Below are 23,278 nucleotides of genomic sequence, written 5' to 3' on the forward strand. Positions count from 1 at the left end.
TCCCAATGGGCTTATCCCCTTTTCTTTTGCTTGTAACAGCATCTTTCGCCCCTAAAGAGACCGACCCCGAACCGAAGTTACTCCTGGGGCGCGGTCTCCCCGGGCTCCAGCGGCGGTGTCGCGGGCTCCTCGGTCGGCGCCTCGGGTTCCGTGGCTGCAGGCTCAGGCTGCTCCGGCGGGGTCACTTGCTCCGGTTGGGGCTGCGGCTCCGGCGCCACATGCTCCAGGGTACCTCCGCCGTGCTTGGAGCAGTACTTGGTCGGCTCGGTCCCGACGATGTAGAACTCGTCCCTGGTGGCCGGGCAGTCGGGGGTGGCAAGCTCCCCGGTCGTCGGGTCGATGGTGGCAGTCACCACGCCATCGGGCTTGGGGAAATCAACCGCTGGCTTGCCGGCCGTGGCGACGCGCATGAACTTCTCCCAGATCGGCGCCGAAACGGCGCCGCCGGTGAACCCTCTCCCCACTGGCTTCGGCTTGTCGTAACCGACCCAGACGCCGGTGATGATCTGCGGGGTGTAGCCGACGAACCAGGCGTCGCGATAGTCGTCGGTGGTACCGGTCTTCCCGGCAGAGGGGCGCTGCCTTGCGAACTTCTTCAACCCCTTCGCGGTCCCGTAATCCAGCACGTCCTTCATCATCTCGGTGGTGACAAACGCCGTGACCGGCGGGAGCACCGGCTCCACAACAGGCGGGTTCTCGGTCCAGGCACGGCGGCTGCGGTCGAAGATGCGGATGATGGTCCGGGCCTCGGAGCGGAAACCTCCGTTGGCAAACGGGGTGTAGGCGGAAACGAGATCTTTCAGTGTAACCTCGTCCGTCCCAAGCCCAAGCGAGAGGTCGTTGGGCGAACGGAGGGTCAGCCCTAGGCTTCCAGCGAAGCCGACGAAGTTGTTGACTCCGATGGCGTCGAGGAGCTTCACGGTGATGACGTTGTTGGAGTGCGCCAGCGCCTGCCGAAGCGACAGCTCGCCGTATGACTTCCGCTCGTAGTTCTGCGGTTTCCAGAGCTGCCCGTTGCCGCGGTTGTAGGCGACCGGGTGATCGTCCAGGATGCTACCGGCGGTGAAGCCGTTTTCCAGTGCATCGGCGAAGATAAGCGGCTTGATCGCGGAACCCGGCTGCCGCTTCGCCGAGAAGGCGCGGTTGAACCCTCCCTTGCCGTCGGTTCCACCCACGGCGGCCAGGACGTCGCCCGTTTTGAGGTCGAGGCTCAAAAGGGCCCCCTGCAGGCCTGGGTTCACCTTCTTCACCCCCTCGCGCAGCATCTGCTCGGCTTGCTTTTGCAGGTCGAGGTCGAGCGCGGCGATGACGTCCAGCCCCCCCTGTTCTACCACCTTCGCGCCGTAGCGCTCCATCAGCTGCCGGCGCACCAGGTCGAGGTACCCCTGGGCCTGCCCTGCCCTGATCACCGTCGCAGGGTGCGCCTCGATGGCGCGTTTCTGCGCGGCGGTGATCATCTTGACGTCCAGCATCCTCTTCAAAACCGTGCTGCGGCGCGCGCTCACCTTGGCCGTGTCCCCCAGGGGGTTGTAGCGCCCCGGATTCTTCGGGACCCCAGCCAGAAGCGAGCACTCCGCCTCGGTCAGCTCCTCCGGGTTCTTGTCGAAATAAAGGCGCGCCGCCTGCGCTATCCCCCAGGCGCCGTTGCCGAAATAGATCTCGTTGAAGTACATCTCCAGGATCTGGTCCTTGGTGTACTTCTTCTCGAAATCCATGGCGAGCTGCACCTCCTTGACCTTGCGGTCAATCGATTTCTCGCCGGAGAGGAACTTGTTCTTGATCAGCTGCTGGGTGATGGTCGAGCCACCCTCGGCGAGCCTTCCCTTTACCACGTCCTTCACCAGGGCACGCGCGATGCCGCGCACGTCGATCCCCTGGTGCTGGTAGAAGCGGGCGTCCTCGGTGGCGATGAGCGCGTTACGGAGAAAGACCGGGATGCGGTCGATACCCACCCAGTAGCGCTGGGTCGGCATGATCCGCCCAACGAAACGCTGCTGGTTGTCGAAGACCCGTATCGAGCTGTAGCCCCGCGGCAGCTGCGGGTAGGTGGCGATCTGTGCCCGGGCGGGCGCGGCTAGAGAAAGGCTTATGGCCAGGAGGATGACGCAGGGGATGAGGTGCCTGAAGGTCCTGAGGAAAGAGTGCCTGTCGGAAAGCACGTTGTTTGCTCCTTATTACCGTATCTGTTCCAGGTATTTCACGGTCTGCACGGCGAGTTCCGGCGAGTCCACCAGGAGCGAGAGCTCGCGGTTGCCGGCAAGTGCCGCGTGGCTCAGGTTGTGGCTCCCGATCATGACGTAGCGCCCGTCGACAACCACCGCCTTCACATGGGTGACGCGCCTGCCGTCGGGGATGACCACGCGGACCCCGCCCCGGGCAAGCGCCCTCGCCGCAGCCAGGTTCTCGCGGCCGACCGGCTTCCCCCCTTCCAGGATCACCGTCACCTCCACCCCGCGCCTTCTGGCCTCTACCAGTTCGGTCGCCAGAGCCTTCGGGAGGTTGCCCCGGCGCTCCCCCAGCTTAAAAAGGTAAAAGGCGCAGATGATGCGCCTTTTCGCCTCGCGGACCCGCTTGATGAGCGCCCCGTCGTAAGCTGCGTCAGCCAGAAGAGCTGCCTTTACCCCCTCAGGCTCCAAGGGTGCTGCAGTGACGGGATGGGCGGCAAAGAGAAGCGCCGAAAGCACCCACGCCGATCCCGTATGCAGGGCCTTTCTCAAGTGAAGATGTCCATGACCTTGGAGAAGAAGTTCTTGCGCATGGGGTTCACGTCCTCGCCGCTGATGCGGGCGAACTCCTCCAGGAGCTCACGCTGCTGTCGGTTCAGGTTGGTAGGGGTCTCCACCTTGGCGATCACCAGGTGGTCGCCGCGCCCGTACCCCTGCAGCGCCGGGACACCCTTGTTGCGCATCCTGAAGACCGCGCCGGACTGGGTCCCTTCCGGTATCTTCATGGCTACCTTGCCGTCGAGAGTCGGCACATCGATCTCGCAGCCAAGCGCCGCCTGGGTGAAGCTGATCGGGATCTCGCAGATTACGTCGTTGTCCTCGCGCCTGAAAAGCGGGTGCTCGCGCACGGTCAGCGCCACGTACAGGTCGCCGTTGCCCCCCCCCTTGGCCCCCTGCCCCCCCTCTCCGGAGAGCTTCAGCCTGATGCCGGTCTCAACGCCCGCCGGGACCTTGACCGAGATGGTCTTCTTGTCCCGCACGGTCCCCGCGCCCCGGCAGGTGGGACAGGGATGCTCGACCACACGCCCCTCGCCGTTGCAATGGGAGCAGGTCTTGCTCACGCTGAAGAACCCCTGCTGGAAACGCATCTGCCCGGCGCCCTGGCAGGTGGGGCAGGTCTTGGGAGTGGTGCCCGGCTTCGCGCCGGAGCCGCCGCAGGCGTCGCAACGCTTGGAGTAGGGAATGTCGATCTTCTTCTCGGCCCCGAAGGCGGCCTCCTCGAAAGTCACCTCCAGGTTGTACTGCAGGTCGTCGCCCCTTCTGCCGCGCGCCCCTTTCTGTCTCCCGCCGCCGAAAACCTCGCCGAAGATGTCCCCGAAGATGTCGCCGAAGGGGGAAGCGCCGAAACCGCCGAAGCCCCCCGAAGAGAAGCCGCCACCGTTAACGCCGGCATGCCCGAACTGGTCGTAGCGCGCCCTCTTCTCGCCGTCGGAGAGGACCTCGTAGGCCTCGGAGATCTCCTTGAATTTGTCCTCGCTCGCCTTGTCCCCCGGGTTCTTGTCCGGGTGGTACTTGATGGCCAGTCGACGGTACGCCTTCTTGATCTCGGTCTCGGAGGCGTTCCTGTTGACTTCGAGGAGTTCGTAGTAATCCTGTTTTTCACCGTTTGCCAATGTATACCCTCGTAACACAAAGAGCAGCGTCCCCTAATGAGACGCTGCCCGTTGCGCGCTTTTATTTTCATGCAGGCGCCATCTTCTACCAAAGCGCCCAGGGTTTGCAACCTTTTCTTACTTCTTGTCGTCCTTCACTTCCTCGAAGTCGGCGTCGACGACCTTCTCTCCCTTGGCCGCGCCGCCTGCCTCCTGCTCGGCGTGCGGCTGCTCGCCGCCTTCGGCGCCTGCCGCCTGGGTCTTCGCGTAAACCGCCTCGGCCAGCTTGTGGGAAGCCTGCATCAGGGAGTCGCTCGCCTTCTTGATCTCGTCGGCGTCGCTTCCTTCCAGGGCCTTCTTGAGGGCGGCGACCCCTTCCTCGATCTTCTGCTTCTCGGAGGCGTCGATCTTGTCGCCGAACTCGGTCAGGGACTTCTCGGTCTGATAGATCAGGTTGTCCCCCTGGTTCTTCGCCTCGATCAGCTCGCGCTTTTTCTTGTCGTCGGCCGCGTGCGCCTCGGCCTCGCGCACCATCTTCTCGACCTCCTCCTTGGAAAGGCCCGAGGAGGCGGTGATGCGGATGGACTGCTCCTTGCCGGTGCCGAGATCCTTGGCGGAGACGTGGACGATGCCGTTGGCGTCGATGTCGAAGGTCACCTCGATCTGCGGGACGCCGCGGGGAGCCGCCGGGATGCCGGAGAGCTCGAAGTTCCCCAGCGTCTTGTTGTCGGTCGCCATCTCGCGCTCGCCCTGCAGCACGTGGATGCTGACGGCGGGCTGGTTGTCGGCTGCGGTGGAGAACACCTGGCTCTTCCTGCAGGGGATGGTGGAGTTCTTGTCGATCAGCTTGGTCATCACGCCGCCCAGGGTCTCGATGCCGAGGGAAAGCGGGGTGACGTCGAGCAGGAGCACGTCCTTCACGTCGCCGCGCAGAACGCCACCCTGAATGGCTGCACCGATGGCGACCACCTCGTCCGGGTTGACGCCGCGGTTGGGGACCTTGCCGAAGATGTCCTGCACCTTCTTCTGCACGATCGGCATGCGGGTCATGCCGCCGACGAGGATCACCTCGTCGATGTCGGAGGCAGAGAGACCTGCGTCTTTCAGCGCGGTGCGGCAGGGGCCTTCCAGCTTAGCGATCAGCTCGGCGCAGATGGACTCGAGCTTCGCGCGGGTGAGCTTCATGGTCAGGTGCTTCGGACCCGAGGCGTCGGCGGTGATAAACGGGAGGTTGATGTCGGTCTCAAGCGAGGTGGAGAGCTCGCACTTCGCCTTCTCGCCCGCCTCTTTCAGCCTCTGCAGGGCCATCTTGTCGCCCCTCAGGTCGATCCCCTGGTCCTTCTTGAACTCGTCGGCTATGTAGTCGATGATCTTCTGGTCGAAGTCCTCGCCGCCCAGGAAGGTGTCGCCGTTGGTGGACTTGACCTCGAAGACCCCCTCGCCGAGCTCCAGGATGGAGACGTCGAAGGTGCCGCCGCCCAGGTCGAATACGGCGATCTTCTCGTCCTTCTTCTTGTCCAGGCCGTAGGCAAGCGCTGCCGCGGTCGGCTCGTTGATGATGCGGAGCACGTTCAAGCCGGCGATCTTACCGGCGTCCTTGGTCGCCTGGCGCTGGGAGTCGTCGAAGTACGCGGGGACGGTGATGACGGCGTCGGTGACGGTCTCGCCCAGGTAGTCCTCGGCGGTCTTCTTCATCTTCTGCAGCACCATTGCAGAGATCTCGGGGGGAGAGTACTTCTGCCCCCGCACCTCGACCCAGGCGTCGGAGTTGTCGGCCTTCACGATCTTGAACGGGGAGATGGCGATGTCCTTCTTCACCGCGTCGGTGTCGAACTTGCGCCCGATCAGGCGCTTGATCGCGTAAAGGGTATTCTCCGGGTTGGTGACCGCCTGGCGCTTGGCCTGCTGCCCCACCAGACGCTCGCCGCTTTCGGCGAAGGCGATCATGGAAGGAGTGGTGCGGCTACCTTCTGCGTTCGCTATGACAACCGGTTCCCCACCTTCCATCACTGCCACGCAGGAGTTGGTGGTCCCGAGGTCTATTCCGATTACTCTGCTCATGTGTATGCCTCCTAGTTTTTTAACTGTACCTGCAAGCTAGTCATCGCCCGTTGGAAAAACAAGGGGCGGGTGTAAAAAAAATCGGGGCTGGGGACTGGGGACTGGGGGCTGGCAAAACCTCTCGGTCTTCACTAGCCCCTAGTCCCTAGCACCTAGTCCCTGCCTTAAGCCGCAGGCTTGACGGCAACGGTGACCATGGCCGGGCGGAGCAGGCGCTCGTTCAAGAGGTACCCCTTCTGGAACACGGCGACTACGGTGTTGGGCTCCTGGTCCGCGCTCGCCACCTGCCCCATGGCCTGGTGGAACTCGGGGTTGAAGGGGGTACCCTGCGGTGTCTCTACCGGGGTCACCCCGAACTTCTTCAGCGCGGAGAGGAGCATGGTGAGGGTGAGCTTCACCCCCTCGACGATGGCCGATTCCTCGTTGGCATGGTCGATGGCGCGCTCCAGGTTGTCCAGCGCCGGGAGGATCTCCACGATGAGTTCCTCTTTGCCGTACTTGAGGATCTCTTCCTTCTCCTTTTGCACCCGCTTCCTGTAGTTCTCCAGGTCGGCCCGCTCGCGCAGGTACTTGTCCCAGTTGGCTACGGATTCAAGGCCCTTGGCGGCCAGCGCCTCTTCGAGTTCCTTGATGCGATCCGCATCCGAAAGCGGCTGCGTCACTTCCACTTTATCCTGCGGAGCGTCCGGCGTCTTATCGTGCTGGTGCGAATCGTGTTTTTTCTTGTCCATCCCTTTCTTATCTCCTTTATTCCGCTACTCCGCTTCGAGCAGACGGCTGATCAGCTTGGCTGTGTAATCGACGATCGGAATAACCCTGCCGTACCCCATCCTTGTGGGGCCGATCACCCCGAGGACGCCTACCGTGTCCTTCCCGGTCATGTAGGTGGAGGTTACCAGGCTCATCCCCTCCATCTTGAGGAGGTTCGACTCCGAGCCTATGAAGATCTGCACCCCCTCCGCCGACAGCGAGCGGTCCAAAAGGTCCAGGAGCATGCTCTTTTTCTCGAAGGTCCGGAAGATCTCCCGCATCTTGGCGGCATCGGCGAACTCGGGCTGTTCCAGGATGTTCGCCTGCCCTTCCAGGAAGATCTCGGCGCCGTCGGCCTGTATCGTCTGCTGTGAAAGGGCGAGCGCCCGTGCCATCATCAAGTCGTAACGCACCTTCTCGTTTTGCATCTCGCTCAACAACCGTTCGCGAACCTGGGCTATGGTGAGCCCCTGCAGCATCCCGTTCAGGTAGTTGGCCATCCGGACCAGGTCTTCCTGCGGGATCTCCTCGTCGGTCTCCAAAAGCCGGTTCTGCACCGTCCCGTTTTGCGAGACCAGTATGGCGAGCACCCTGCGGCTGGAGAGCTTCACGAATTCCATCTGGTGGAAGACGTTCGCCGACAGGTGGGGCGCCATCACCACCCCCATGTAGCTAGAGGTCGAGGACAAAAGGCGGCTCGTTTCCCTGAGCACCTCGGCCGGGTCCCTTCCCGCCATCCGGCAGCGCCTGCGGATCTCCTCCCGGTTGTCGCGGGCGAGGTTCTTCACCTCGAGGATCGAGTTGACGTACAGGCGGTAGGCCTTGTCGGTCGGGATGCGCCCGGCGGAGGTATGCGGGGAGGTCAAAAGCCCCATCTCCTCCAGGTCCGACATGACGTTTCTCACCGTAGCCGGGGAAAGAGCCAGCGCATGGCTGCGCGTGATGGTCCTGCTCCCCACCGGTTCGGCTGTTGCGATGTAATCCTCGATCACCGCCTCGAGGATCCTTTTGCCGCGCTCGGAAAGTTGTTCTTCCATGTCTCTTACCTCAAAAGCGATTAGCACTCAAAAAGTTCGAGTGCTAACGCGCTTCAAGTTAGCAACGCCCCTCTGCTTTGTCAAGGGGGCAGTGGGAAATGAAGGGGAATTTAGACGAAGCTGGAGAAGATGCCGTTGGCGAGGATGACGGCGCCAGGGGAGACGCGGATGAGGCTTCCCTCCCGGATGAGGGCGCCCCTTTTTTCCCATGCCGCGGCCTGCTCGAGGTAAGGCGCGAGGGCAGCTTCGCCGTAGCGCTGCAAAAGCGGCGCGAGGTCGAGCCCATCGAGCATCCTAAGCCCCAGGAAGAAGGACTCGGAGAGGGCGTCTTTGAGCGTCAGCTGCTCCGGCTCCTCATCCACGGGAAGACCTGCTTCGATTCCCCCGGCATACGCCGCGACGTCGCCGGGGTTCTTCCAGCGGCGCCCGAGCCCGTCGGGGTTCCAGAAGGAGTGCGCGCCGGCGCCAAAGCCTAAGTAGCTAAGCCTGTTCCAGTAGGCGGAGTTGTGGCGGGAATGGCGGCCGGGAAGCGCGTAGTTGGAGATCTCGTAGTGACGGTAGCCGGCCTTGGAGAGAACGGCAGTGGTCGCCTCGAACATGGCCGCGGCCTCCTCTTCGGCGGGAAGCGGGAGCGCCCCCTCGTCGTGGAGCCGCTCGAAGGGGGTCCCCTCCTCGATGGAGAGCGCGTAGGCGGAGACGTGCTCGGGCACAAGCGAGACGGCAAGCTCCAGCGCCTCGCGCCACTGGGAAAGCGACTGCCCCGGCAGGGAGTGCATCAGGTCGATGCTGATGTTGTCGAAGCCGGCGCGGCGCGCATCCTGGAAGGCTGAGAGCGCTTCAGCCGAGCTGTGCACGCGCCCCAGCCGTTTGAGCAGGCGGTCCTCGAAGGACTGGACCCCCAGCGACAGGCGGTTCACCCCCGCCGCCAGGTACCCGTCCAGGCGCTCCCGAGTGAGCGTACCCGGATTTGCCTCTAGCGTAACCTCCGCGTCCGGCTCCAGGGAAAACCTCTCCCGCGCCGATGCGACGACGAGCCCCACCAGTTCCGGCCCCATCAGGGACGGCGTGCCCCCCCCGAAGTACAGGGTCGGGGCGCTGACCGGTTCGGGGAGTGCCGCCTGTCTTAGCTCCACCTCCTTCAGCAGCAGCTCCACGTACCCCCGGTGGTCGGAGCCTGTAGCGGGAGTCGAGTTGAAGTCGCAGTAGAGGCACTTTTTCAGGCAGAAGGGAAAATGTATATAAATGCCGGCACGCATCGGGGGCTCCTTTTGGTTCTAGGTCAACATCTAGCAGATCGCCACCCTTTTTGTCACGCAAAACAGGCGCCAACTGCAGGAACTTGCTTGAAATCCGCTTGGAGTCGGATTAAACTCCGGAATTCGCTGGCGCGGGTTCCGCTGTCCGGAGGACGACGGTGTCAGTTCAATTCTTTTCTCGATGGGGGGGAACATGCAAAAAACCATCAAGGCGGCAGCGGTCCAGTTCAACATAGAGCTCGGCGACGTGGACTCAAACGTGGCCTATGCCGAAAACGCACTGCGCCGGCTGGCCGCCCAGGGGGTCGAGCTGGCCGTATTGCCCGAGATGTGGAGCTGCGGCTTCGCCTACCGGGAGCTGAACCAGCTGGCCACGCGCACCCCTGCGATCGTGGAGCGACTCGAGGCCCTTTCTGCAGAGCTCTCGATGACCATCGTCGGGAGCCTCCCCGAGCCTCACGGGGAGAAGGTCTTCAACACCGCCTACGTCGTCGACCGCGGGAAGGTCGCGGGGAGCTACCGCAAGATGCACCTCTTCTCGCTGATGGGGGAGGACCGCCACCTGGACCGCGGGGATTCGGCCCTCGTCGCCCAGACCAGCGTGGGAAGGATCGGCGTCATGATCTGCTACGACCTCCGCTTCCCGGAGCTGGCGCGCAGGCTTGCTCTCGACGGCGCCGACGTAATCGTGGTCCCCGGGGAATGGCCCAAGCCGCGCGAGGAACACTGGCGCGGCCTCTTGAAGGGGCGCGCCATCGAGAACCAGCTCTTCGTGATCGCGGCCAACGCCTGCGGCGTCATCGGCAAGCTCGACTTCTTCGGCTCCAGCATGATCCTCGGGCCGAAGGGAGAACTGCTCGCGGAGGCGGGGTACGAGAACGCGGAGCCGACCGCTCTCCTTGACCCCGCAGAGATGGAAAAGTGGCGCCAGAGCATCACCTGCTTCAAGGACCGGCGCCCCGAGTGCTATTGAATGCTAAATCCCGGGCTTGGGGCCCGCTTCCCCGACCCGGCGCGCGGTTTCTTTACTGTTGACTTAGTTTTGCGTAAAGCATATTTTTCCTGTCTGATCACATCTAACCGGAGGTACCTTCCGTGGGCATGTTTGCTTCGACCGGCCTGGTCGTAAAACTGGTTCTTTTCCTCTTGCTCTATTTCTCCGTCGTTTCCTGGGGCATCATCTTCTACAAGCTGCTGCAGGTCTCGCGCGCCAACGGCGCCTCAGAGCGCTTCCTCGAGTTCTTCTGGAAGGCAAAGCGCTTCGACGCCATCAGCGGCCAGCTGGACCGCTTCACGAATTCGCCGCTCACGGTGCTTTTCCAGGAAGGGTACGGGGAGCTTAAGAAGCTCCAGGAGAAGGTGGAGGAGAAGGCGGATCCCAACAGCATCAGCACCGACCTGGGGGGGATCGACAACATCGCCCGCGCCCTGCGCCGCGCCACCACCTCGGAGATCACCCGCCTGGAGAAGTACCTGACCTTCCTCGCCACGACCGGCGCCACCGCCCCCTTCATCGGCCTCTTCGGCACCGTCTGGGGGATCATGACCGCGTTCGAGAAGATAGGCCAGACCGGCTCGGCCTCGCTCGCCGTCGTCGCCCCGGGGATCGCGGAGGCGCTCATCGCCACCGCCATCGGCCTGGTGGCCGCGATTCCCGCCGTCATGGGGTACAACCACTTCCAGCACAAGATCAAGGTGCTCATCTCGGAGATGGACAGCTTCTCCACCGAGTTCCTCAACATCGTGCAGCGCAACTTCGCGGGGAGATAAGCCATGGAGTTCGGCAACAGGGACAACGGCAACCGCGGCACAATGTCGCAGATCAACGTGACGCCGTTGGTCGACGTCATGCTGGTGCTCTTGATCATCTTCATGGTCACCGCACCGATGATGCAGCAGGGGGTCCAGGTGAACCTCCCCAAGGCGGACACGAAGGCGCTTGCGCCCAAGGAGGACACGCTGGTGGTCTCTTTGGAGCAGTCGGGCAGGACCTTCATCAATTCCTCGGAGATCTCCCAGGACCAGCTCAAAGAGAAGCTCACCTCGATGCTGGCCGGCAGGGAGAAGCGCGAGGTCTTCCTCAAGGCTGACCAGTCGGTACCCTATGGCGAGGTCGTCAAGGTGATGGCCCAGATCAAGGGGGCGGGAGTCGAGCGGCTGGGCATGGTAACGGAGTCCCCGCAGCGGCGATGAGAAAGCAGCCGACACGTCGATACCCGGGGCCGGAGGGGATGTTCGCCCTCTCCTTCGTCTGCCACCTGGTCGTGTTCCTGATCATAGCAAAGTGGCAGTTCTACCCGGAGTTCCATCCGGACGAAACCCCCGTCACCTACGTGGACATGGTCACCCTCCCCGTCGCCTCGCCGCAGGCCGGCACGCCGGCAGCCGAGGCCGAAAAGGAGGCGGTCCCTCCCCCGCCCGCCACACCTGCCGCGCCGGCCATGGTGCAGCCGGCCGCGCCCGTCAAACCGGCCAAGCCGGCAGCCAAAGCACCTGCACCCTCCCCCACGGCCAAGAACAATCCTGCGAGCACCGCGGCCCAGGAGCAGGCCTTCAACGAACGACTGGCGAAACTGGAGCGCGTCGCCCAGGAGAAACGGCAGTCCGAGGTCCTGGAAAGGCTTCGGAAAAGGGGGAGCCAGCCAACGGGGATGCCAGGTGGGAAGGGGAGCGAGGCGGGAAGCGACTACCCCTCCTACCTCCAGTCCCGCCTGAAAGACGCACTCAAGGAAGTCATGGTATCGCAGAGCAAGTCGCCGCAGGTGATCGCAACCATCACCGTTTCGGGCGACGGCAGGATCGCCGATTACCATGTGGAAAAGGGTTCAGGTGACCCGCTTTTTGACGACGCGGTCCACCGGGCCGTGACGCTCGCCGGCAAGTCTCTGGTTCCACCGCCCGGCGGCGCTACCTTCAAGCGCTTGTTCCGCTTCAGACCGGAAGGGGTCGGTATAAGATGAGAATAATCATACTGTTGGCCTTGCTGCTCCTGGCGCCTCAAATGGCACAGGCGGCAGAGGGATACATAGACGTAACGGCCCCGGTGAGCCGCAAGCTGAAACTTTATCCTGCGCCCACCACCGGCCTCGTCGGACAGGTGACCCCGGAGGTGTCCAGGGAGCTCTCCGAGCTGTTCGGGATGGACCTGGGGCTCGCCGGCCCGTTCGAAATCTCCGGCAACGGCGCCGACGCCGACCTGATCCTGAAAAGCTCCTACAGCACGCAGGGGGGTAACATCACCCTGGAGTGCCGGCTGGTGGACCGGGTGCTGAACCGCGAGGTGACCGCCAAGCGCTACAGCGGCTCAGCAAAGGAGCTGCGCCGCATGGGGCATGCCTTCTCCGACGAGGTGCTGCGCGCCTTGACCGGTGAGAAAGGTCCCTTCACCGGCAAGATCGCCTACGTGACCAAGATCTCCGGCAACAAGGAGATCTTCGTCATGGACTACGACGGGCACAACCCGCAGCGGCTCACCAACAACGGCTCCATCAACCTCAAGCCCGACTTCGCCCCCTCCGGCAAGGAGATCATCTACACCTCCTACAAGAAGGGGAACCCGGACCTGTACCGCCGCGAACTCTTCACCGGTCTCGAAGCGCGCATCTCCTCCAGGAGCGGCCTGAACGCCATGGGTGCCTACTCCCCCGACGGCAGCAGGATCGCCATGGTGATGAGTAAGGACGGCAACTCCGAGATCTACCTGGTCTCGCGGGAAGGAAAGGAACTGGCGCGGCTCACCAACAACCACGCCATCGACGTTTCCCCGGCCTGGTCGCCCGACGGCTCCCGCATCGTCTTCGTTTCCGACCGCCTCGGCAAGCCCCAGATCTTCGTTATGGACGCCGATGGCGGCAACCAGCGCCGGCTCACCACCAACGGCGGCTACAACGTCACGCCGCGCTGGTCACCCAAGGGGGACCGGATCGTCTACGCGCGCCAGGAAGGAGGCGGGTTCCAGATTCACGCCATCAACACCGACGGCACCCAGGACACCCAGCTCACCAGCGCCGGGAGCAACGAGCACCCCCGCTTCTCCCCGGACGGCCGCTTCGTCGTCTTCAGCTCCACCCGCGACGGCGCCGAGGCGATCTACCTGATGCGCGTCGACGGGAGCAGCCAGACCAGGATCTCGCCCAACAAGGCCCAGAATTCCAGTCCCACCTGGTCGGTAAATTGGTAAAGCTATCGGCATTTGAATCGTTGATTAACTTGTAAAAGGTGGGTATACTTCCATTCGTTTTTTAAAGACGGCACGCTCATGAGGCGCTGCACGTATTCTATCGATAAAAGGAGTGGGATAATGCGCAAGATGATTCTCGGTTCCCTGGTTGTTCTGTCTTTCGGAGCACTTCTTTCGGCCGGCTGCGCCAAAAAAGACGTCGTGAGAACAGAGGAGCCGATTTCGGCTGCCCAGCCCGCCCCAGCCCAAACGCCTTCCACCCAGACTGCGCCGATGCAGCAGGCACGGCCGGAGGCCGAATCGGGCGCAGCACAGCAGCCGATAACGGAAACCACCCCAAGCCGCGAGCCGGCGGTCGCCCAGGAAACCGCCAAAGAAGCGGGCCAGGGCACAGCGCAGGAAGTCCAGGCCGAGCTCCAGAAGGTCTACTTCAACTTCGACTCCTCCGATCTTTCGGAAGAGGCCCGCGCGAGCCTCTCGAAGAACGCCGAGTACCTGAGCCGCCAGGCCGGGGTCAAGGTGCGCATCGAGGGTAACTGCGACGAGCGCGGCTCCGACGACTACAACATGGCGCTGGGCGAAAGAAGGGCCAAATCGGCCAAGGACTACCTGGTCAACCTGGGAATCGCCTCCGACCGCCTCTCCACCATCAGCTACGGCGAAGAGAAGCCGGCCGTTCAGGGTCACGACGAGGCGGCCTGGGCCAAGAACAGAAGGGATGAATTCGTCATCGTCAAGTAACTCAAGCAGTTCCTGCCCAAAAGGAGCCTCAGGGCTCCTTTTTTTATAGCAGAGCGGGATCACAGGAGGTTTCCATGCAGGCAAAGAGAGTGGCACTGGGCTCACTGCTACTGCTCGCCTTATTCGGCTGCGCCAGCCAGGGTGAACTCGAATCGGTGCGCCGCGACTCGGACGAGATGAAGAACCGCCTCTTCACCATGGAGAAGGGGTTGAACGAGGTGCGCGCCGAGGTGAGGGAAGGGGTGGAGAAATCGCTCGCCGGTTACCGCCAGAGCCTCGAGTCGCTGCAGGCGGACATGTCGGGGTTCCAGAAGGAGATGGCGTCGATCAGGAAGGGAGGCGCCGACCTTCAGGCGACCCTGGAGAGCGCCCGGGTCGACATGCAGCTTCTGACCGGGAAGGTCGACGACGTGCGCATCCTGGCCCAGAAGCCGGCGGACGACATCGCCCTCTTGAAGGAAGACCTGACCAAGCGCCTGGCCTCCCTCGAAGAGCGGATGGCCAAGCTGGAGAAGGGGGTCGATGAGCAGGCGAAAAAGGCGGCCCAACTGCAGCAGGCGCCCGAGTACCTGTACCAGAAGGGTTACGAGGCGATGAAGGAGGGAAACCTCCCCAAGGCGCGCGAGCTCTTCTCCAGCTTCCTGGAGCATCACCCGAAGCACAACCTCGCCGCCAACGCGCAATACTGGATCGGCGAGAGCTACTACTCCGAGAAGAGGTTCGAGGACGCGGTGCTCGAGTTCGAGAACGTGATCAAGAACTACCCGGACAAGGACAAGGCACCCGCCGCCATGCTCAAGCAGGGGATGGCCTTCAGGGAACTGGGCGACACCAAGAGCGCCAACTACATAATGAAGAAGTTGGTGGAAGAGCATCCCAAGTCGGAAGAGGCGAAGATCGCCAGAGAGAAGTACAAGATAAAGTGACGCCCGCAGCAGCCTGACGGTAACACGGCCCTCCTGCCGCAGCAGGGGGGCCGTGCCGTTTCTCAAGTCATCCCATACCATTTTCCCATAGAGAAGGAGTCGCTCATGTTCCTCGCCCGAGACAAAAATAACGATCTCTACCTGTTCGACAAGCTTCCCATCAAGGGTTCAGAGTGCTGGTGGGCCGAGACCGGCGTGGACGGGACCTACCTGCGCCTCGACAAGTCTCTGTACCCTGAAATCACCTGGGAGAGCGAACCTGTAGCGGCGGAACTGGTGCTGTCGAAGGGGTAGTACGATAGGAGCTGAGGCTGGCTGCCTGAAGCTCAACCGAGCCGGATGGCGGGCTTGATGTTGTCGGGGGTGTAGCTCACAGCCATCGCCCACCCCTTCCCCGGTACCAGCACGGGCTGCAGCCGGCAGGCTATGTACCCGATCAGGTTGCTGGGCTCGGGTACGTCCGGGGCGATGGTGACGATGCGAAAGCCGACGAAGTCCCCCTCTTTGGGATAGGACTTCGATTCCTTCAAGGTGCAGCTCCAGAGCTTCATGGCCCCTTTCGGTCCGGCGATGCTGATCAGGAAGGAGTGTTCCCCGTCGCGCCCAAGCCCCGCGTCTTCCTCCACCAGCGCGGGGACCAATCCCCCTATGAGGGGGGTGTAGCCGATGGAGCAGGCGTGCGCGAACGCGGAGGCGTTGTCCTCGAAGACGAGATTTTCCTGCTTTTTGCGAAACCAGTTGAACATGGGGTCCCCCCCCTTGAATGGAATGCAAGACTATACCAGTTTTTCTCCCCCTGTCGCAGCGGCAACAATCCATCGCCGCGGACTCCCGGAAAGCCGAAAGCGCAAACTAAAAAGGGAAAGGCGAGTTGACCCGTCTTTCCCTTTTTTCTTGCAGCAGCGTGAGGTCCGAAAGAGGCTAGGCCGTTTTCTCCGCCTCGGCCTTGGCCTTGGCCGCCGGTGCGGCCGGCGCTGCTTCCGTCCCCTCCACCTTGACCCTCAGCTCCTCGGCGGACTTCGCCTGCTCCTCTTCCGCCTTGCGCTTCGCCTCGGCTAGCTTGGCCAGGTGCTCCTTCTCCTCTTCGGTCCTGCCGTCAGTCTCGAGGGTCTGCTTGAAGTCGTCGGTCGCCTTCTTGAACTCGGCAAGCCCTTTGCCGAGAGACTTGGCAAGGTCGGGGAGCTTCTGGGGGCCAATGACTATCAGGGCGATAACCAAAATAATGACGAGTTCAGGCATCCCTATTCCGAACATTCTATCTACCTCGCTTGGTTTGCGGTTTAAACACGCGCTGTACTTAGGAAAATTTGAAAAAATAATAGAGGTTTTACCTTCCGGTGTCAAGCGTGCTAATCCCGACCCTTAATTGGTTTGACATGCACCTTAACATTGTCTACTATCGCTCCTGTTTACCATATGTATTACCCAACGAACTGGTTTTGGTGGTGACGAACATGACGCAGGAATCTTTAAAAGCCGATATTAAAGCGCTTCTGAAAGAGCGCAAAGCAGTACTTCTCGCGCACAACTACATGCGCGACGAGGTGCAGGAGATAGCAGACATAACCGGCGACTCGCTGGCTCTTTCCATAGAAGCGGCCAAGACCGATGCGGAGGTAATCGTATTCTGCGGCGTCCACTTCATGGCGGAATCCGCCTCCATCCTGGCGCCTGAAAAAACGGTGCTCCTCCCCCGCCTCGACGCGGGATGCCCCATGGCCGACATGGTTTCGGTCGAGGCCCTGAAGGAGATGAAAGCGAAGCTTCCCGGCGTGCCGGTGGTCACCTACGTGAACTCCTCCGCGGCGGTCAAGGCAGAGAGCGACATCTGCTGCACCTCCGCGAACGCGGTGAAGGTGGTCCAGTCGATGAGCGAAAAGGAGATCATCTTCGCCCCGGACCGAAACCTCGGTAGCTACATAGCCCGCTTCACCGACAAGAAGTTCCACCTCTGGGAAGGGTACTGCCCGACCCACGAGCGGCTCAGGCCCGAGGTGGTCAAGGAGCTGAAAGCGGCGAACCCCGACGCACCATTTGTCTGCCATCCCGAATGCAACCCGAAGGTGGTCGAGCTGGCGGACCACGTCTGCTCCACCACCGGGATGTACGACTACTGCAAGAAGAGCAGCGCCAAGCGCTTCATCATCGGCACCGAGGCGGGGATCTTGTGGCGGCTTAAGCGCGAGAACCCGGACAAGGAATTCATCCTCGCCTCCCCGGCGCTCATCTGCCCCAACATGAAGCTCACCTCCCTGGAGGACGTCTTCGAGGCGCTGCAGCAGATGAAGCCCGTGGTCAAGGTCCCGGAAGAGATCCGCATCCCGGCCAAGCGCGCCCTGGACCGGATGCTCGCCATCCCCAGGGACTAGGCTGCAACCCGGAGAAGCACCGGAACGCACAAGCGACAGGAGGCCATCATGATCCGACCGTTCAAGGGTATCGCCCCGAAGATAGATCCTTCCGCGTTCATCGCCGAGACCGCCGTCATCATCGGCGAGGTCAGCATCGGCAAGGAAGCGAGCATCTGGTACAACTGCGTGGTGCGCGGCGACGTCAACTTCATCAGCATCGGGGACCGGACCAACATCCAGGACCTCTCCATGCTGCACGTAACGCACAAGAAGAACCCGGAAGACCCCGGGGCGCCGCTTGTCATCGGCAACGACGTCACCGTCGGCCACAGCGTTACCCTGCACGGCTGCACCATCGAGGACGGCGCCTTCGTCGGGATGCAGGCGATCATCATGGACAAGGTCGTGGTCGGCAAGGGGGCCCTCGTCGGCGCGCGCGCCCTGGTCACCGAGGGGACCGTCATCCCGCCGGGCACGCTCTGGGTCGGCTCCCCCGCAAAGTACAAGCGCGACCTGACCGAGAGCGAGATCGCCTGGCTCTCCCGCTCCGCGGGGAACTACGTCAGGTACTCCCGCGAGTTCATGGAAGAACTCGGTTAGGGGTCGAGCCGCCGGCCTCCCGGCGCAAGCAAGGAATCCGTGAAAGGAATGCTGGACAAGGAACAGACGCAAACGGCGCTCATGGAGCTCTTCGAGACGCTCCTTAGCCGCTACGGCGCGCTCAACTGGTGGCCCGCCGACACCCCATTCGAGGTCTGCGTCGGCGCCATCCTGACCCAGAACACCAACTGGGGTAACGTCGAAAAAGTAATAGTGAACCTGAAACGAGAGGGGCTCCTCTCGGTGCAGGCGCTCCGGGAGATCGATGAGGAGCGACTGGCCGAGTTGATACGCCCCTCTGGCTTTTTCAACGTTAAGAGCGCGCGGCTGAAGGAGTTCGTCGTCTGGATTTTGCAGCGCCACGGCTCGCTGGAGGCGATGTTCGGGGGGGACTGGAGGCTTCTGAGGGAAGAACTCTGCGCCGTGCGGGGGATCGGGCCTGAGACCTGCGACTCCATCCTCCTCTACGCGGGGGAGAAGCCCTCCTTCGTGGTCGACGCCTACACCAGGCGCCTGTTCTCAAGGCTAGGGCTCGTGCGCGAGACGGACGACTACCACCGGGTGCGCGCCCTTTTCATGGACCACCTCCCCGCCGAGGTCCCCCTTTTCAACGAGTACCACGCCCTGATCGTGGAGCAGTGCAAGCGGCACTGCCGCAAGAAGCCCTCCTGCGAAGGGTGCCCCCTCTCCCACTTTTGCACCCTCCCCGCGGCAGGCGCTCCCTGATCCTTACCACATAGCCACAGGACCTAAATAGATGAGATTCTTCGCCAACCTGTTCCTGCTCCTGTTTCTCGCCGACGGGAGCCTTTCGCTTTTGGACGAGCTCGCCTCGCTCTTTTTCCCGCTGGTCCCCATCTCCGGGCTGCGCGGCCTTTTGGCCAATGCGGTGATCCTTGCGGCCGTACCGCTCTACCTGAGCCTCGGCATCGACCGACGGCTGCCGAAACGGCTCTTCCTCCCCCTGATCCTGTTCGTCTTCTGGTGCCCCCTCTCCGTCTGGATCTTTCCCGTCCTCGGCACGCTGAAGCTCTACGGCCCGTTCATGGCGGCGCTGCAGCTCGGGCTCGGCACCTTCCTCGTCTCCCGCTTCTACGACAACCCGCAAGCGCCCCTCACCCTCCCGCCGGCGCTCTTCGAAGGACCCTGCTTCGACCTGCGCAACACCCTGGCCTTTGTCGGCGTCAACGTCCTGGTCCTCCCGGCTGCGCTGGCGACGGCGTCGCTCTTCTTCGCCAACTCGTACGCGACCGAGGCGACCGGCGGGTTCATGAACATTGCGCCACGGGGGCTCTACATGGCGGAGCGGACCTACCGCCGTGGCGACCGCACCGTGAAACTCGCCGGCATGATCCACATCGGCGAGAAGGAGTACTACGACGAAGTGGCGCGGCTGGTCCCTCCCGGCAATACCGTGGTGCTCGCCGAAGGGGTCACCGACGAGAAGGGGAAGCTCAAGAACAAGTTCGATTACAAGAATGTGGCGAACCTCCTGGGGCTCGCCTCGCAGGAGAAGCTCCTCTTCAAGGGTAGGTTGATCGAACCGAAAGATCTGGAAACTGCCGGAAAGAGCGGGGGAAAGGAGCCTGCTGCGCCGGACATCCTCAGGGCGGACGTGGATGTGAGCGTCTTCCGCCAGGAGACCATGATGCTCCTGGACGCCATGGGGAAAGAGCTGCGCGGGAACCCCTCCACCGTCGACGGGCTGCTGAAGCTGAACCGTTGGGCGGAGCAGAACATAACGCCCGCGATGTACGCGGTGATCATGGACGACATCCTGCAGCGCAGGAATCAGGTTGTGGTCGGGTACCTGGACCGGGCGCTGAAGAGCTACCGGACAGTGGTAATCCCCTGGGGCGCCCTGCACATGAAGGGGATCGAGGCGGAGCTTCTCAAGAGGGGGTTCGTGCTGCAGGAGGAAAAGAAGCGGCTGAGCGTGGATTTCAAGCGAGTACTGTCACACAACAGTGGAGATTCAAAGTAAGCAACTGGAGCAACAAGTATTCTCCCGCATGATCAAGCAGATCCCGGCCGCCAAATACTGATTCCTTAAGTCCTGTCAGTTGCTCTGTCAGTATTACTGCCTTTACACTTGACTTTGTAAACAAAACAATGCTAATTGCATGACCTCTTTTCCTATGCGTAACGTTCTCATCAACGGATGCAAGGCCGCGGAGGTTGCATGGCGAGACACAAGATAACCGCACCCGGTCTTGCTGCCGGCATCGTGCGCAGGGAACGGCTGTTCCGGCTTTTGGACCATACCGACAAACCGGTGCGATGGATTTCCGGTCCCGGCGGCTCCGGCAAGACCACCCTGGTCTCCAGCTACCTCGAAGCCCGCGACATCCCCGCCATCTGGTACCAGGCGGACCAAACGGATGCCGACCCCGCCACCTTCTTCTATTATATGGGTCTGGCGTTCCAGGACTCTGTTTCACCCGATTGCGAACCGCTGCCGCTTCTCACCCCAGAATACCTCGCAGGACTCAAGACCTTCGCTCGCCGTTACTTCCGGCAACTGTTCACTCAACTGCCTGCACCTTTCGCCATAGTCATCGATAACTACCAGGAGATCCCGGCGACCTCGCCGTTTCACGAACTGATTGCAGAGGGACTGGCGGAAGGTCCGGAAGGGATCTGCGTGCTAGCCATAAGCAGGGAAGAGCCACCTGCGGTGTTGACCGCGGACGAAACAGCAGCACGTTTCGACTTCCTCGGCTGGAACGACCTCCGTTTTTCCTTCGACGAGGCCAAGGAGTTCGCCGCAACGCAGTCGGCAAGCCCCATGGAGTCCGAAGCGCTCACCAGGCTTTACACCAAGACCGACGGCTGGATCGCCGGACTGTTCCTGATACTGGAGAGTCTCAACGGCGGCGCCCTCGACGAAAAGCTGCTGCAGGACCTTCCCTTGGACAAGGTATTCGGATATTTCGCCGACAAGATCTTCGAAGCGCGAGACGGCGAGCTGCAAAACTTCCTGCTGAAGACCGCGCTGGTCCCTGGGATCACGGCGCAGATGGCAGAGCGTCTGACCGGCATCGGCAGTTCCGAACAGATCCTCTCCCGGCTCTGCCGCAACCGTTTCTTTACCGCGAAGATCTCACCGGCGGATCCCGTCTACCAGTACCATCCGCTATTCAGAGAGTTCCTCGTTTCGCGTGCGGAGAAAACGCTTCCTCCCTCCGAGCTGAGGGAAATCAGGCGGCAAGCCGCCTCCCTGCTTAAGGGGGGGGACCGGGCCGAGGACGCGGCAGGCCTTCTCATCGAGGCCTCGGACTGGGACGGCATAGCGGAGCTCATTCTCGATTCGGCGCCGCTGCTTGCGGCGGAAGGAAGAAGCGAGACGGTGCGGTGCTGGCTTGAGAACCTTCCTGCCGGGTGCGTGGAACGAAACCCCGGCCTGCTCTACTGGAAAGGGGTCTGCCTGCTGCTGCATTCGCCTCCTGCAAGCAGGGCCTGTTTCCGTGAGGCCTACGATCTCTACCGCCTGGCCGGCGACCGGGTCGGCATGCTCCTGTCCTGGTCCGGCGGCGCGGAAGCATCGCTGTACGACAGGGAGTTCACCCCCCTTGACCAGTGGCTCGCCCTGCTGGAAGAGATGCGGATCGAGGAGATCGAATTTCCCACGCGCCAGCTTGAAGAACAGATCGCCATGAGCATCTTCAACGCCATGGCTTTCAGACAGCCGCACCACCGTGACATCTCCAAGTGGCGCGAACGCGCCCTTTCCCTCGTGCGCGGCAGCGCTGACCTCAATCTGCGTCTGCAGTCCGCAATCCACCTGGTGGTCCACGATCTCTGGAACGGGAACTTTGGCAGGGCGACCGTGCTGCTGGAACAGACCTTGGCTATGGCAAGCTCAGGGAAGCCCTCCCCCATGACCCGGATCACCATAATGAACGCGCAGGTGCTCTACTGCTACTTCACCGGGGCATGGGCATCGGGGGTCGCCATCGTTTCCGATGCACTGAAGATGGCTAACGAGTCGGGGGTCCACGTCTGGGATAGCCAGCTCATGGGGACCGGGGCCGGCTGCGCGCTCTGCATGGGAGACTCCGCCGCGGCGGATGAACTGCTCAACGCGATGCGGGACCGTCTGCAATGGGGCATGAGGCTCGACATCGGCCAGTACCATGGGCTGCGCGGATGGCAGGAGAGTCTTGGAAGACGTTTCCAGGCAGCGATCCCGCACCTGGAGCACTCCTTGGAATCCCTCCAGGGGACTGGTTTTATGGCCACCGAAGTGGTGATGTTGATCACTCTGGCTGACAACCTCGGGATGACCGGAAACGCTACGCGGGCAAGGGCGTGCCTCAGCCGTGCCTACGACATCGCCCGCGGCATGGGGAGCGGTTACCTTGAGTTCCTTTGCCTTTTGAACAGCGCTGCGCTCGCGCTGGATGCTGCCGACGAGGTGCAGGGCGACATGCTGCTGCGCCAGGCGATGACCCTTGGCAGCGCCGGAGGATACTTGAACGGCTGGTGCTGGCGCCCCGATGCCCTGGTGCAGCTATGCACCAAGGCGTTGGAGAACGACATAGAGACCGCTTACGTGACCAGGTTGGTGCGCCACTGGGCGCTGGCGCCGGAGAAGCCGCCCCAGCATCTGGACGAGTGGCCCTGGCAGTTCAGGATCTTCACCCTGGGCGGCTTTCAGCTGCTACGGGGAAACGAGCTCCTGGCTCTTACCGGAAAAGCCAAAAAGCCGCTGGAACTCTTGAAAGCGGTGGTGGCTTTCGGTGGCAGCAACGTCCCCCTGGAGCGGCTTACCGACGCGCTGTGGCCCGACGCCGACGGCGACCTGGCCCAGCGCTCCTTCGATACGACCCTGCATCGGCTGCGAAAGTTGCTGGCAGACGAAAAGGTGCTCCAGCTCCAGGCCGGGAAGCTCTCAATCAACCCAAGGTACTGCTGGATTGACACCTGGGCCTTCGAGCGTCGGTGCGGCGAGATAGATGCCTCATTGCATGCCAAAGAAGGGGAAGTGGACCAGGCGAAGCTCCCCCTTGCTTTCGAGAAAGGTGCGGCCTTGTACCAGGGGAGCTTCCTCCCCGACGATGCAGCCCTGGCCTGGACCGTACCGATGCGGGACCAGATGCACAACAGGCTGCTCAGGCTTATCAGCAGAGCCGGGGGGTATTTCGAGGCGCTTGAGCAATGGGATCAGGCTGCCACTTGGTACGGCAAAGGGATCAGGCTCGATCCAGTCGCCGAACAATTGCACCAAAGGCTCATGGTCTGCTACAGGCAGCAGGGAATGATGGCTCTGGCGATCAAGACCTATCTCAACTGCCGCTCGATACTGTCCACCGAGCTGGGGATAGCGCCATCGGCACACACTGAAGAACTGTATCGAAGCTTTACCGTGATGTCCTAGTCGCCAGAGCCGCCGCTCGACCCTCTCGACATAAAAGGGGACAGGCTACTTTTTAAAAAAGTGCCCTGCCCCCTTTTTCTGTAAGTCTTCTGTAAGCCACTCTCCTTTATCATGCCCCTCAATATGACATAGGTAAGAAGATGCTCGTGTGGAGAACGCTGCCTCTATGGCAGTTCTTT

Annotated in this window: 22 protein-coding genes; 13 read left to right on the forward strand and 9 right to left on the reverse strand. The window is 62.2% G+C overall.

Translation table 11 applies throughout. From position 1 onward, the window contains the following. Positions 1-77: 77 nt before the first annotated feature. The 7 genes from GEOBRER4_RS17435 to hemW all read right to left on the reverse strand — a co-directional run bounded on the left by GEOBRER4_RS17435 (position 78) and on the right by hemW (position 8,921). Complete coding sequence (locus GEOBRER4_RS17435; RefSeq protein WP_185243326.1) at positions 78-2,159, reverse strand: PBP1A family penicillin-binding protein; 2,082 nt, start codon at positions 2,157-2,159, stop codon at positions 78-80. Positions 2,160-2,174: 15 nt separating this feature from the next. Further along, entirely contained in the window at positions 2,175-2,717 is a 543-nt protein-coding gene (locus GEOBRER4_RS17440; protein WP_185243327.1) for a phospholipase D-like domain-containing protein, read from the reverse strand. After that, positions 2,714-3,838 carry a molecular chaperone DnaJ gene (dnaJ, locus tag GEOBRER4_RS17445; RefSeq protein ID WP_185243328.1) on the reverse strand — a complete coding sequence of 375 codons (1,125 nt, stop codon included), beginning with the start codon at positions 3,836-3,838 and terminating at the stop codon, positions 2,714-2,716. Before dnaJ ends, GEOBRER4_RS17440 begins: the two co-directional genes overlap by 4 nt. 117 nt (positions 3,839-3,955) lie before the next feature. Beyond that, positions 3,956-5,878, reverse strand: coding sequence for a molecular chaperone DnaK (dnaK, locus tag GEOBRER4_RS17450; RefSeq protein ID WP_185243329.1), 1,923 nt, complete (start codon positions 5,876-5,878; stop codon positions 3,956-3,958). A gap of 164 nt (positions 5,879-6,042) precedes the next feature. Then, positions 6,043-6,609, reverse strand: coding sequence for a nucleotide exchange factor GrpE (gene grpE, locus GEOBRER4_RS17455; RefSeq protein WP_185243330.1), 567 nt, complete (start codon positions 6,607-6,609; stop codon positions 6,043-6,045). Positions 6,610-6,633: 24 nt separating this feature from the next. Beyond that, entirely contained in the window at positions 6,634-7,665 is a 1,032-nt protein-coding gene (gene hrcA / locus GEOBRER4_RS17460; protein WP_185243331.1) for a heat-inducible transcriptional repressor HrcA, read from the reverse strand. A gap of 110 nt (positions 7,666-7,775) precedes the next feature. Further along, positions 7,776-8,921 (reverse strand): radical SAM family heme chaperone HemW, encoded by a 1,146-nt coding sequence (gene hemW / locus GEOBRER4_RS17465; RefSeq protein ID WP_185243332.1) that lies wholly within the window; start codon positions 8,919-8,921, stop codon positions 7,776-7,778. Between the two features lie 193 nt (positions 8,922-9,114). Here hemW and GEOBRER4_RS17470 point away from each other — a divergent pair, with 193 nt between their 5' ends. The 8 genes from GEOBRER4_RS17470 to GEOBRER4_RS17505 all read left to right on the forward strand — a co-directional run bounded on the left by GEOBRER4_RS17470 (position 9,115) and on the right by GEOBRER4_RS17505 (position 15,062). Further along, the gene (locus GEOBRER4_RS17470; protein ID WP_185243333.1) at positions 9,115-9,894 is read left to right on the forward strand and encodes a carbon-nitrogen family hydrolase; all 780 of its coding nucleotides are present in this window, start codon (positions 9,115-9,117) and stop codon (positions 9,892-9,894) included. A gap of 122 nt (positions 9,895-10,016) precedes the next feature. Continuing rightward, positions 10,017-10,691, forward strand: a complete 675-nt coding sequence (gene tolQ / locus GEOBRER4_RS17475) for a protein TolQ (RefSeq protein ID WP_085814968.1) — start codon at positions 10,017-10,019, stop codon at positions 10,689-10,691. A gap of 3 nt (positions 10,692-10,694) precedes the next feature. Beyond that, positions 10,695-11,114 (forward strand): protein TolR, encoded by a 420-nt coding sequence (gene tolR, locus GEOBRER4_RS17480; protein WP_085814967.1) that lies wholly within the window; start codon positions 10,695-10,697, stop codon positions 11,112-11,114. Next, a complete protein-coding gene (locus GEOBRER4_RS17485; protein WP_185243334.1) occupies positions 11,111-11,881 on the forward strand; it encodes an energy transducer TonB in 771 nt (256 codons plus the stop codon). The genes tolR and GEOBRER4_RS17485 overlap by 4 nt, the downstream gene beginning before the upstream one ends. After that, entirely contained in the window at positions 11,878-13,101 is a 1,224-nt protein-coding gene (gene tolB / locus GEOBRER4_RS17490; RefSeq protein ID WP_185243335.1) for a Tol-Pal system beta propeller repeat protein TolB, read from the forward strand. The genes GEOBRER4_RS17485 and tolB overlap by 4 nt, the downstream gene beginning before the upstream one ends. Before the next feature lie 120 nt (positions 13,102-13,221). Next, a complete protein-coding gene (gene pal / locus GEOBRER4_RS17495; protein ID WP_085814964.1) occupies positions 13,222-13,842 on the forward strand; it encodes a peptidoglycan-associated lipoprotein Pal in 621 nt (206 codons plus the stop codon). 74 nt (positions 13,843-13,916) lie between these two features. Then, the gene (ybgF, locus tag GEOBRER4_RS17500; protein ID WP_085814963.1) at positions 13,917-14,768 is read left to right on the forward strand and encodes a tol-pal system protein YbgF; all 852 of its coding nucleotides are present in this window, start codon (positions 13,917-13,919) and stop codon (positions 14,766-14,768) included. Positions 14,769-14,873: 105 nt separating this feature from the next. Beyond that, complete coding sequence (locus GEOBRER4_RS17505) at positions 14,874-15,062, forward strand: hypothetical protein (protein WP_185243336.1); 189 nt, start codon at positions 14,874-14,876, stop codon at positions 15,060-15,062. A gap of 32 nt (positions 15,063-15,094) precedes the next feature. On the opposite strand, the gene GEOBRER4_RS17510 is transcribed toward GEOBRER4_RS17505, so the two are convergent. Both GEOBRER4_RS17510 and tatB read right to left on the reverse strand, forming a co-directional pair. Further along, complete coding sequence (locus GEOBRER4_RS17510) at positions 15,095-15,514, reverse strand: hypothetical protein (protein WP_185243337.1); 420 nt, start codon at positions 15,512-15,514, stop codon at positions 15,095-15,097. Between the two features lie 175 nt (positions 15,515-15,689). Continuing rightward, positions 15,690-16,022 carry a Sec-independent protein translocase protein TatB gene (tatB, locus tag GEOBRER4_RS17515; protein ID WP_185243338.1) on the reverse strand — a complete coding sequence of 111 codons (333 nt, stop codon included), beginning with the start codon at positions 16,020-16,022 and terminating at the stop codon, positions 15,690-15,692. A 200-nt stretch (positions 16,023-16,222) separates the two neighbouring features. Here tatB and nadA point away from each other — a divergent pair, with 200 nt between their 5' ends. The 5 genes from nadA to GEOBRER4_RS17540 all read left to right on the forward strand — a co-directional run bounded on the left by nadA (position 16,223) and on the right by GEOBRER4_RS17540 (position 23,099). Further along, a complete protein-coding gene (gene nadA, locus GEOBRER4_RS17520) occupies positions 16,223-17,137 on the forward strand; it encodes a quinolinate synthase NadA (RefSeq protein WP_085815208.1) in 915 nt (304 codons plus the stop codon). A gap of 48 nt (positions 17,138-17,185) precedes the next feature. Further along, complete coding sequence (locus GEOBRER4_RS17525; protein WP_085814959.1) at positions 17,186-17,719, forward strand: gamma carbonic anhydrase family protein; 534 nt, start codon at positions 17,186-17,188, stop codon at positions 17,717-17,719. 48 nt (positions 17,720-17,767) lie between these two features. Further along, complete coding sequence (locus GEOBRER4_RS17530; RefSeq protein ID WP_185245363.1) at positions 17,768-18,445, forward strand: endonuclease III domain-containing protein; 678 nt, start codon at positions 17,768-17,770, stop codon at positions 18,443-18,445. Between the two features lie 31 nt (positions 18,446-18,476). Beyond that, positions 18,477-19,703 carry a TraB/GumN family protein gene (locus GEOBRER4_RS17535; RefSeq protein WP_185243339.1) on the forward strand — a complete coding sequence of 409 codons (1,227 nt, stop codon included), beginning with the start codon at positions 18,477-18,479 and terminating at the stop codon, positions 19,701-19,703. Positions 19,704-19,901: 198 nt separating this feature from the next. Next, positions 19,902-23,099 (forward strand): BTAD domain-containing putative transcriptional regulator, encoded by a 3,198-nt coding sequence (locus GEOBRER4_RS17540; RefSeq protein WP_185243340.1) that lies wholly within the window; start codon positions 19,902-19,904, stop codon positions 23,097-23,099. Positions 23,100-23,278 lie beyond the last annotated feature (179 nt).

Source organism: Citrifermentans bremense (assembly GCF_014218275.1).
Classification (GTDB): domain Bacteria; phylum Desulfobacterota; class Desulfuromonadia; order Geobacterales; family Geobacteraceae; genus Geomonas; species Geomonas pelophila.

What these genes read in the sequence shown, in the direction of transcription:
- dnaK (WP_185243329.1), bottom strand. Translation starts at nt 5,878, where the DNA reads ATGAGCAGAGTAATCGGAATAGACCTCGGGACCACCAACTCCTGCGTG.
- grpE (WP_185243330.1), bottom strand. Translation starts at nt 6,609, where the DNA reads ATGGACAAGAAAAAACACGATTCGCACCAGCACGATAAGACGCCGGAC.
- hrcA (WP_185243331.1), bottom strand. Translation starts at nt 7,665, where the DNA reads ATGGAAGAACAACTTTCCGAGCGCGGCAAAAGGATCCTCGAGGCGGTG.
- hemW (WP_185243332.1), bottom strand. Translation starts at nt 8,921, where the DNA reads ATGCGTGCCGGCATTTATATACATTTTCCCTTCTGCCTGAAAAAGTGC.
- GEOBRER4_RS17470 (WP_185243333.1), top strand. Translation starts at nt 9,115, where the DNA reads ATGCAAAAAACCATCAAGGCGGCAGCGGTCCAGTTCAACATAGAGCTC.
- tolR (WP_085814967.1), top strand. Translation starts at nt 10,695, where the DNA reads ATGGAGTTCGGCAACAGGGACAACGGCAACCGCGGCACAATGTCGCAG.
- GEOBRER4_RS17485 (WP_185243334.1), top strand. Translation starts at nt 11,111, where the DNA reads ATGAGAAAGCAGCCGACACGTCGATACCCGGGGCCGGAGGGGATGTTC.
- tolB (WP_185243335.1), top strand. Translation starts at nt 11,878, where the DNA reads ATGAGAATAATCATACTGTTGGCCTTGCTGCTCCTGGCGCCTCAAATG.
- pal (WP_085814964.1), top strand. Translation starts at nt 13,222, where the DNA reads ATGCGCAAGATGATTCTCGGTTCCCTGGTTGTTCTGTCTTTCGGAGCA.
- ybgF (WP_085814963.1), top strand. Translation starts at nt 13,917, where the DNA reads ATGCAGGCAAAGAGAGTGGCACTGGGCTCACTGCTACTGCTCGCCTTA.
- GEOBRER4_RS17505 (WP_185243336.1), top strand. Translation starts at nt 14,874, where the DNA reads ATGTTCCTCGCCCGAGACAAAAATAACGATCTCTACCTGTTCGACAAG.
- GEOBRER4_RS17510 (WP_185243337.1), bottom strand. Translation starts at nt 15,514, where the DNA reads ATGTTCAACTGGTTTCGCAAAAAGCAGGAAAATCTCGTCTTCGAGGAC.
- tatB (WP_185243338.1), bottom strand. Translation starts at nt 16,022, where the DNA reads ATGTTCGGAATAGGGATGCCTGAACTCGTCATTATTTTGGTTATCGCC.
- nadA (WP_085815208.1), top strand. Translation starts at nt 16,223, where the DNA reads ATGACGCAGGAATCTTTAAAAGCCGATATTAAAGCGCTTCTGAAAGAG.
- GEOBRER4_RS17525 (WP_085814959.1), top strand. Translation starts at nt 17,186, where the DNA reads ATGATCCGACCGTTCAAGGGTATCGCCCCGAAGATAGATCCTTCCGCG.
- GEOBRER4_RS17530 (WP_185245363.1), top strand. Translation starts at nt 17,768, where the DNA reads ATGCTGGACAAGGAACAGACGCAAACGGCGCTCATGGAGCTCTTCGAG.
- GEOBRER4_RS17535 (WP_185243339.1), top strand. Translation starts at nt 18,477, where the DNA reads ATGAGATTCTTCGCCAACCTGTTCCTGCTCCTGTTTCTCGCCGACGGG.
- GEOBRER4_RS17540 (WP_185243340.1), top strand. Translation starts at nt 19,902, where the DNA reads ATGGCGAGACACAAGATAACCGCACCCGGTCTTGCTGCCGGCATCGTG.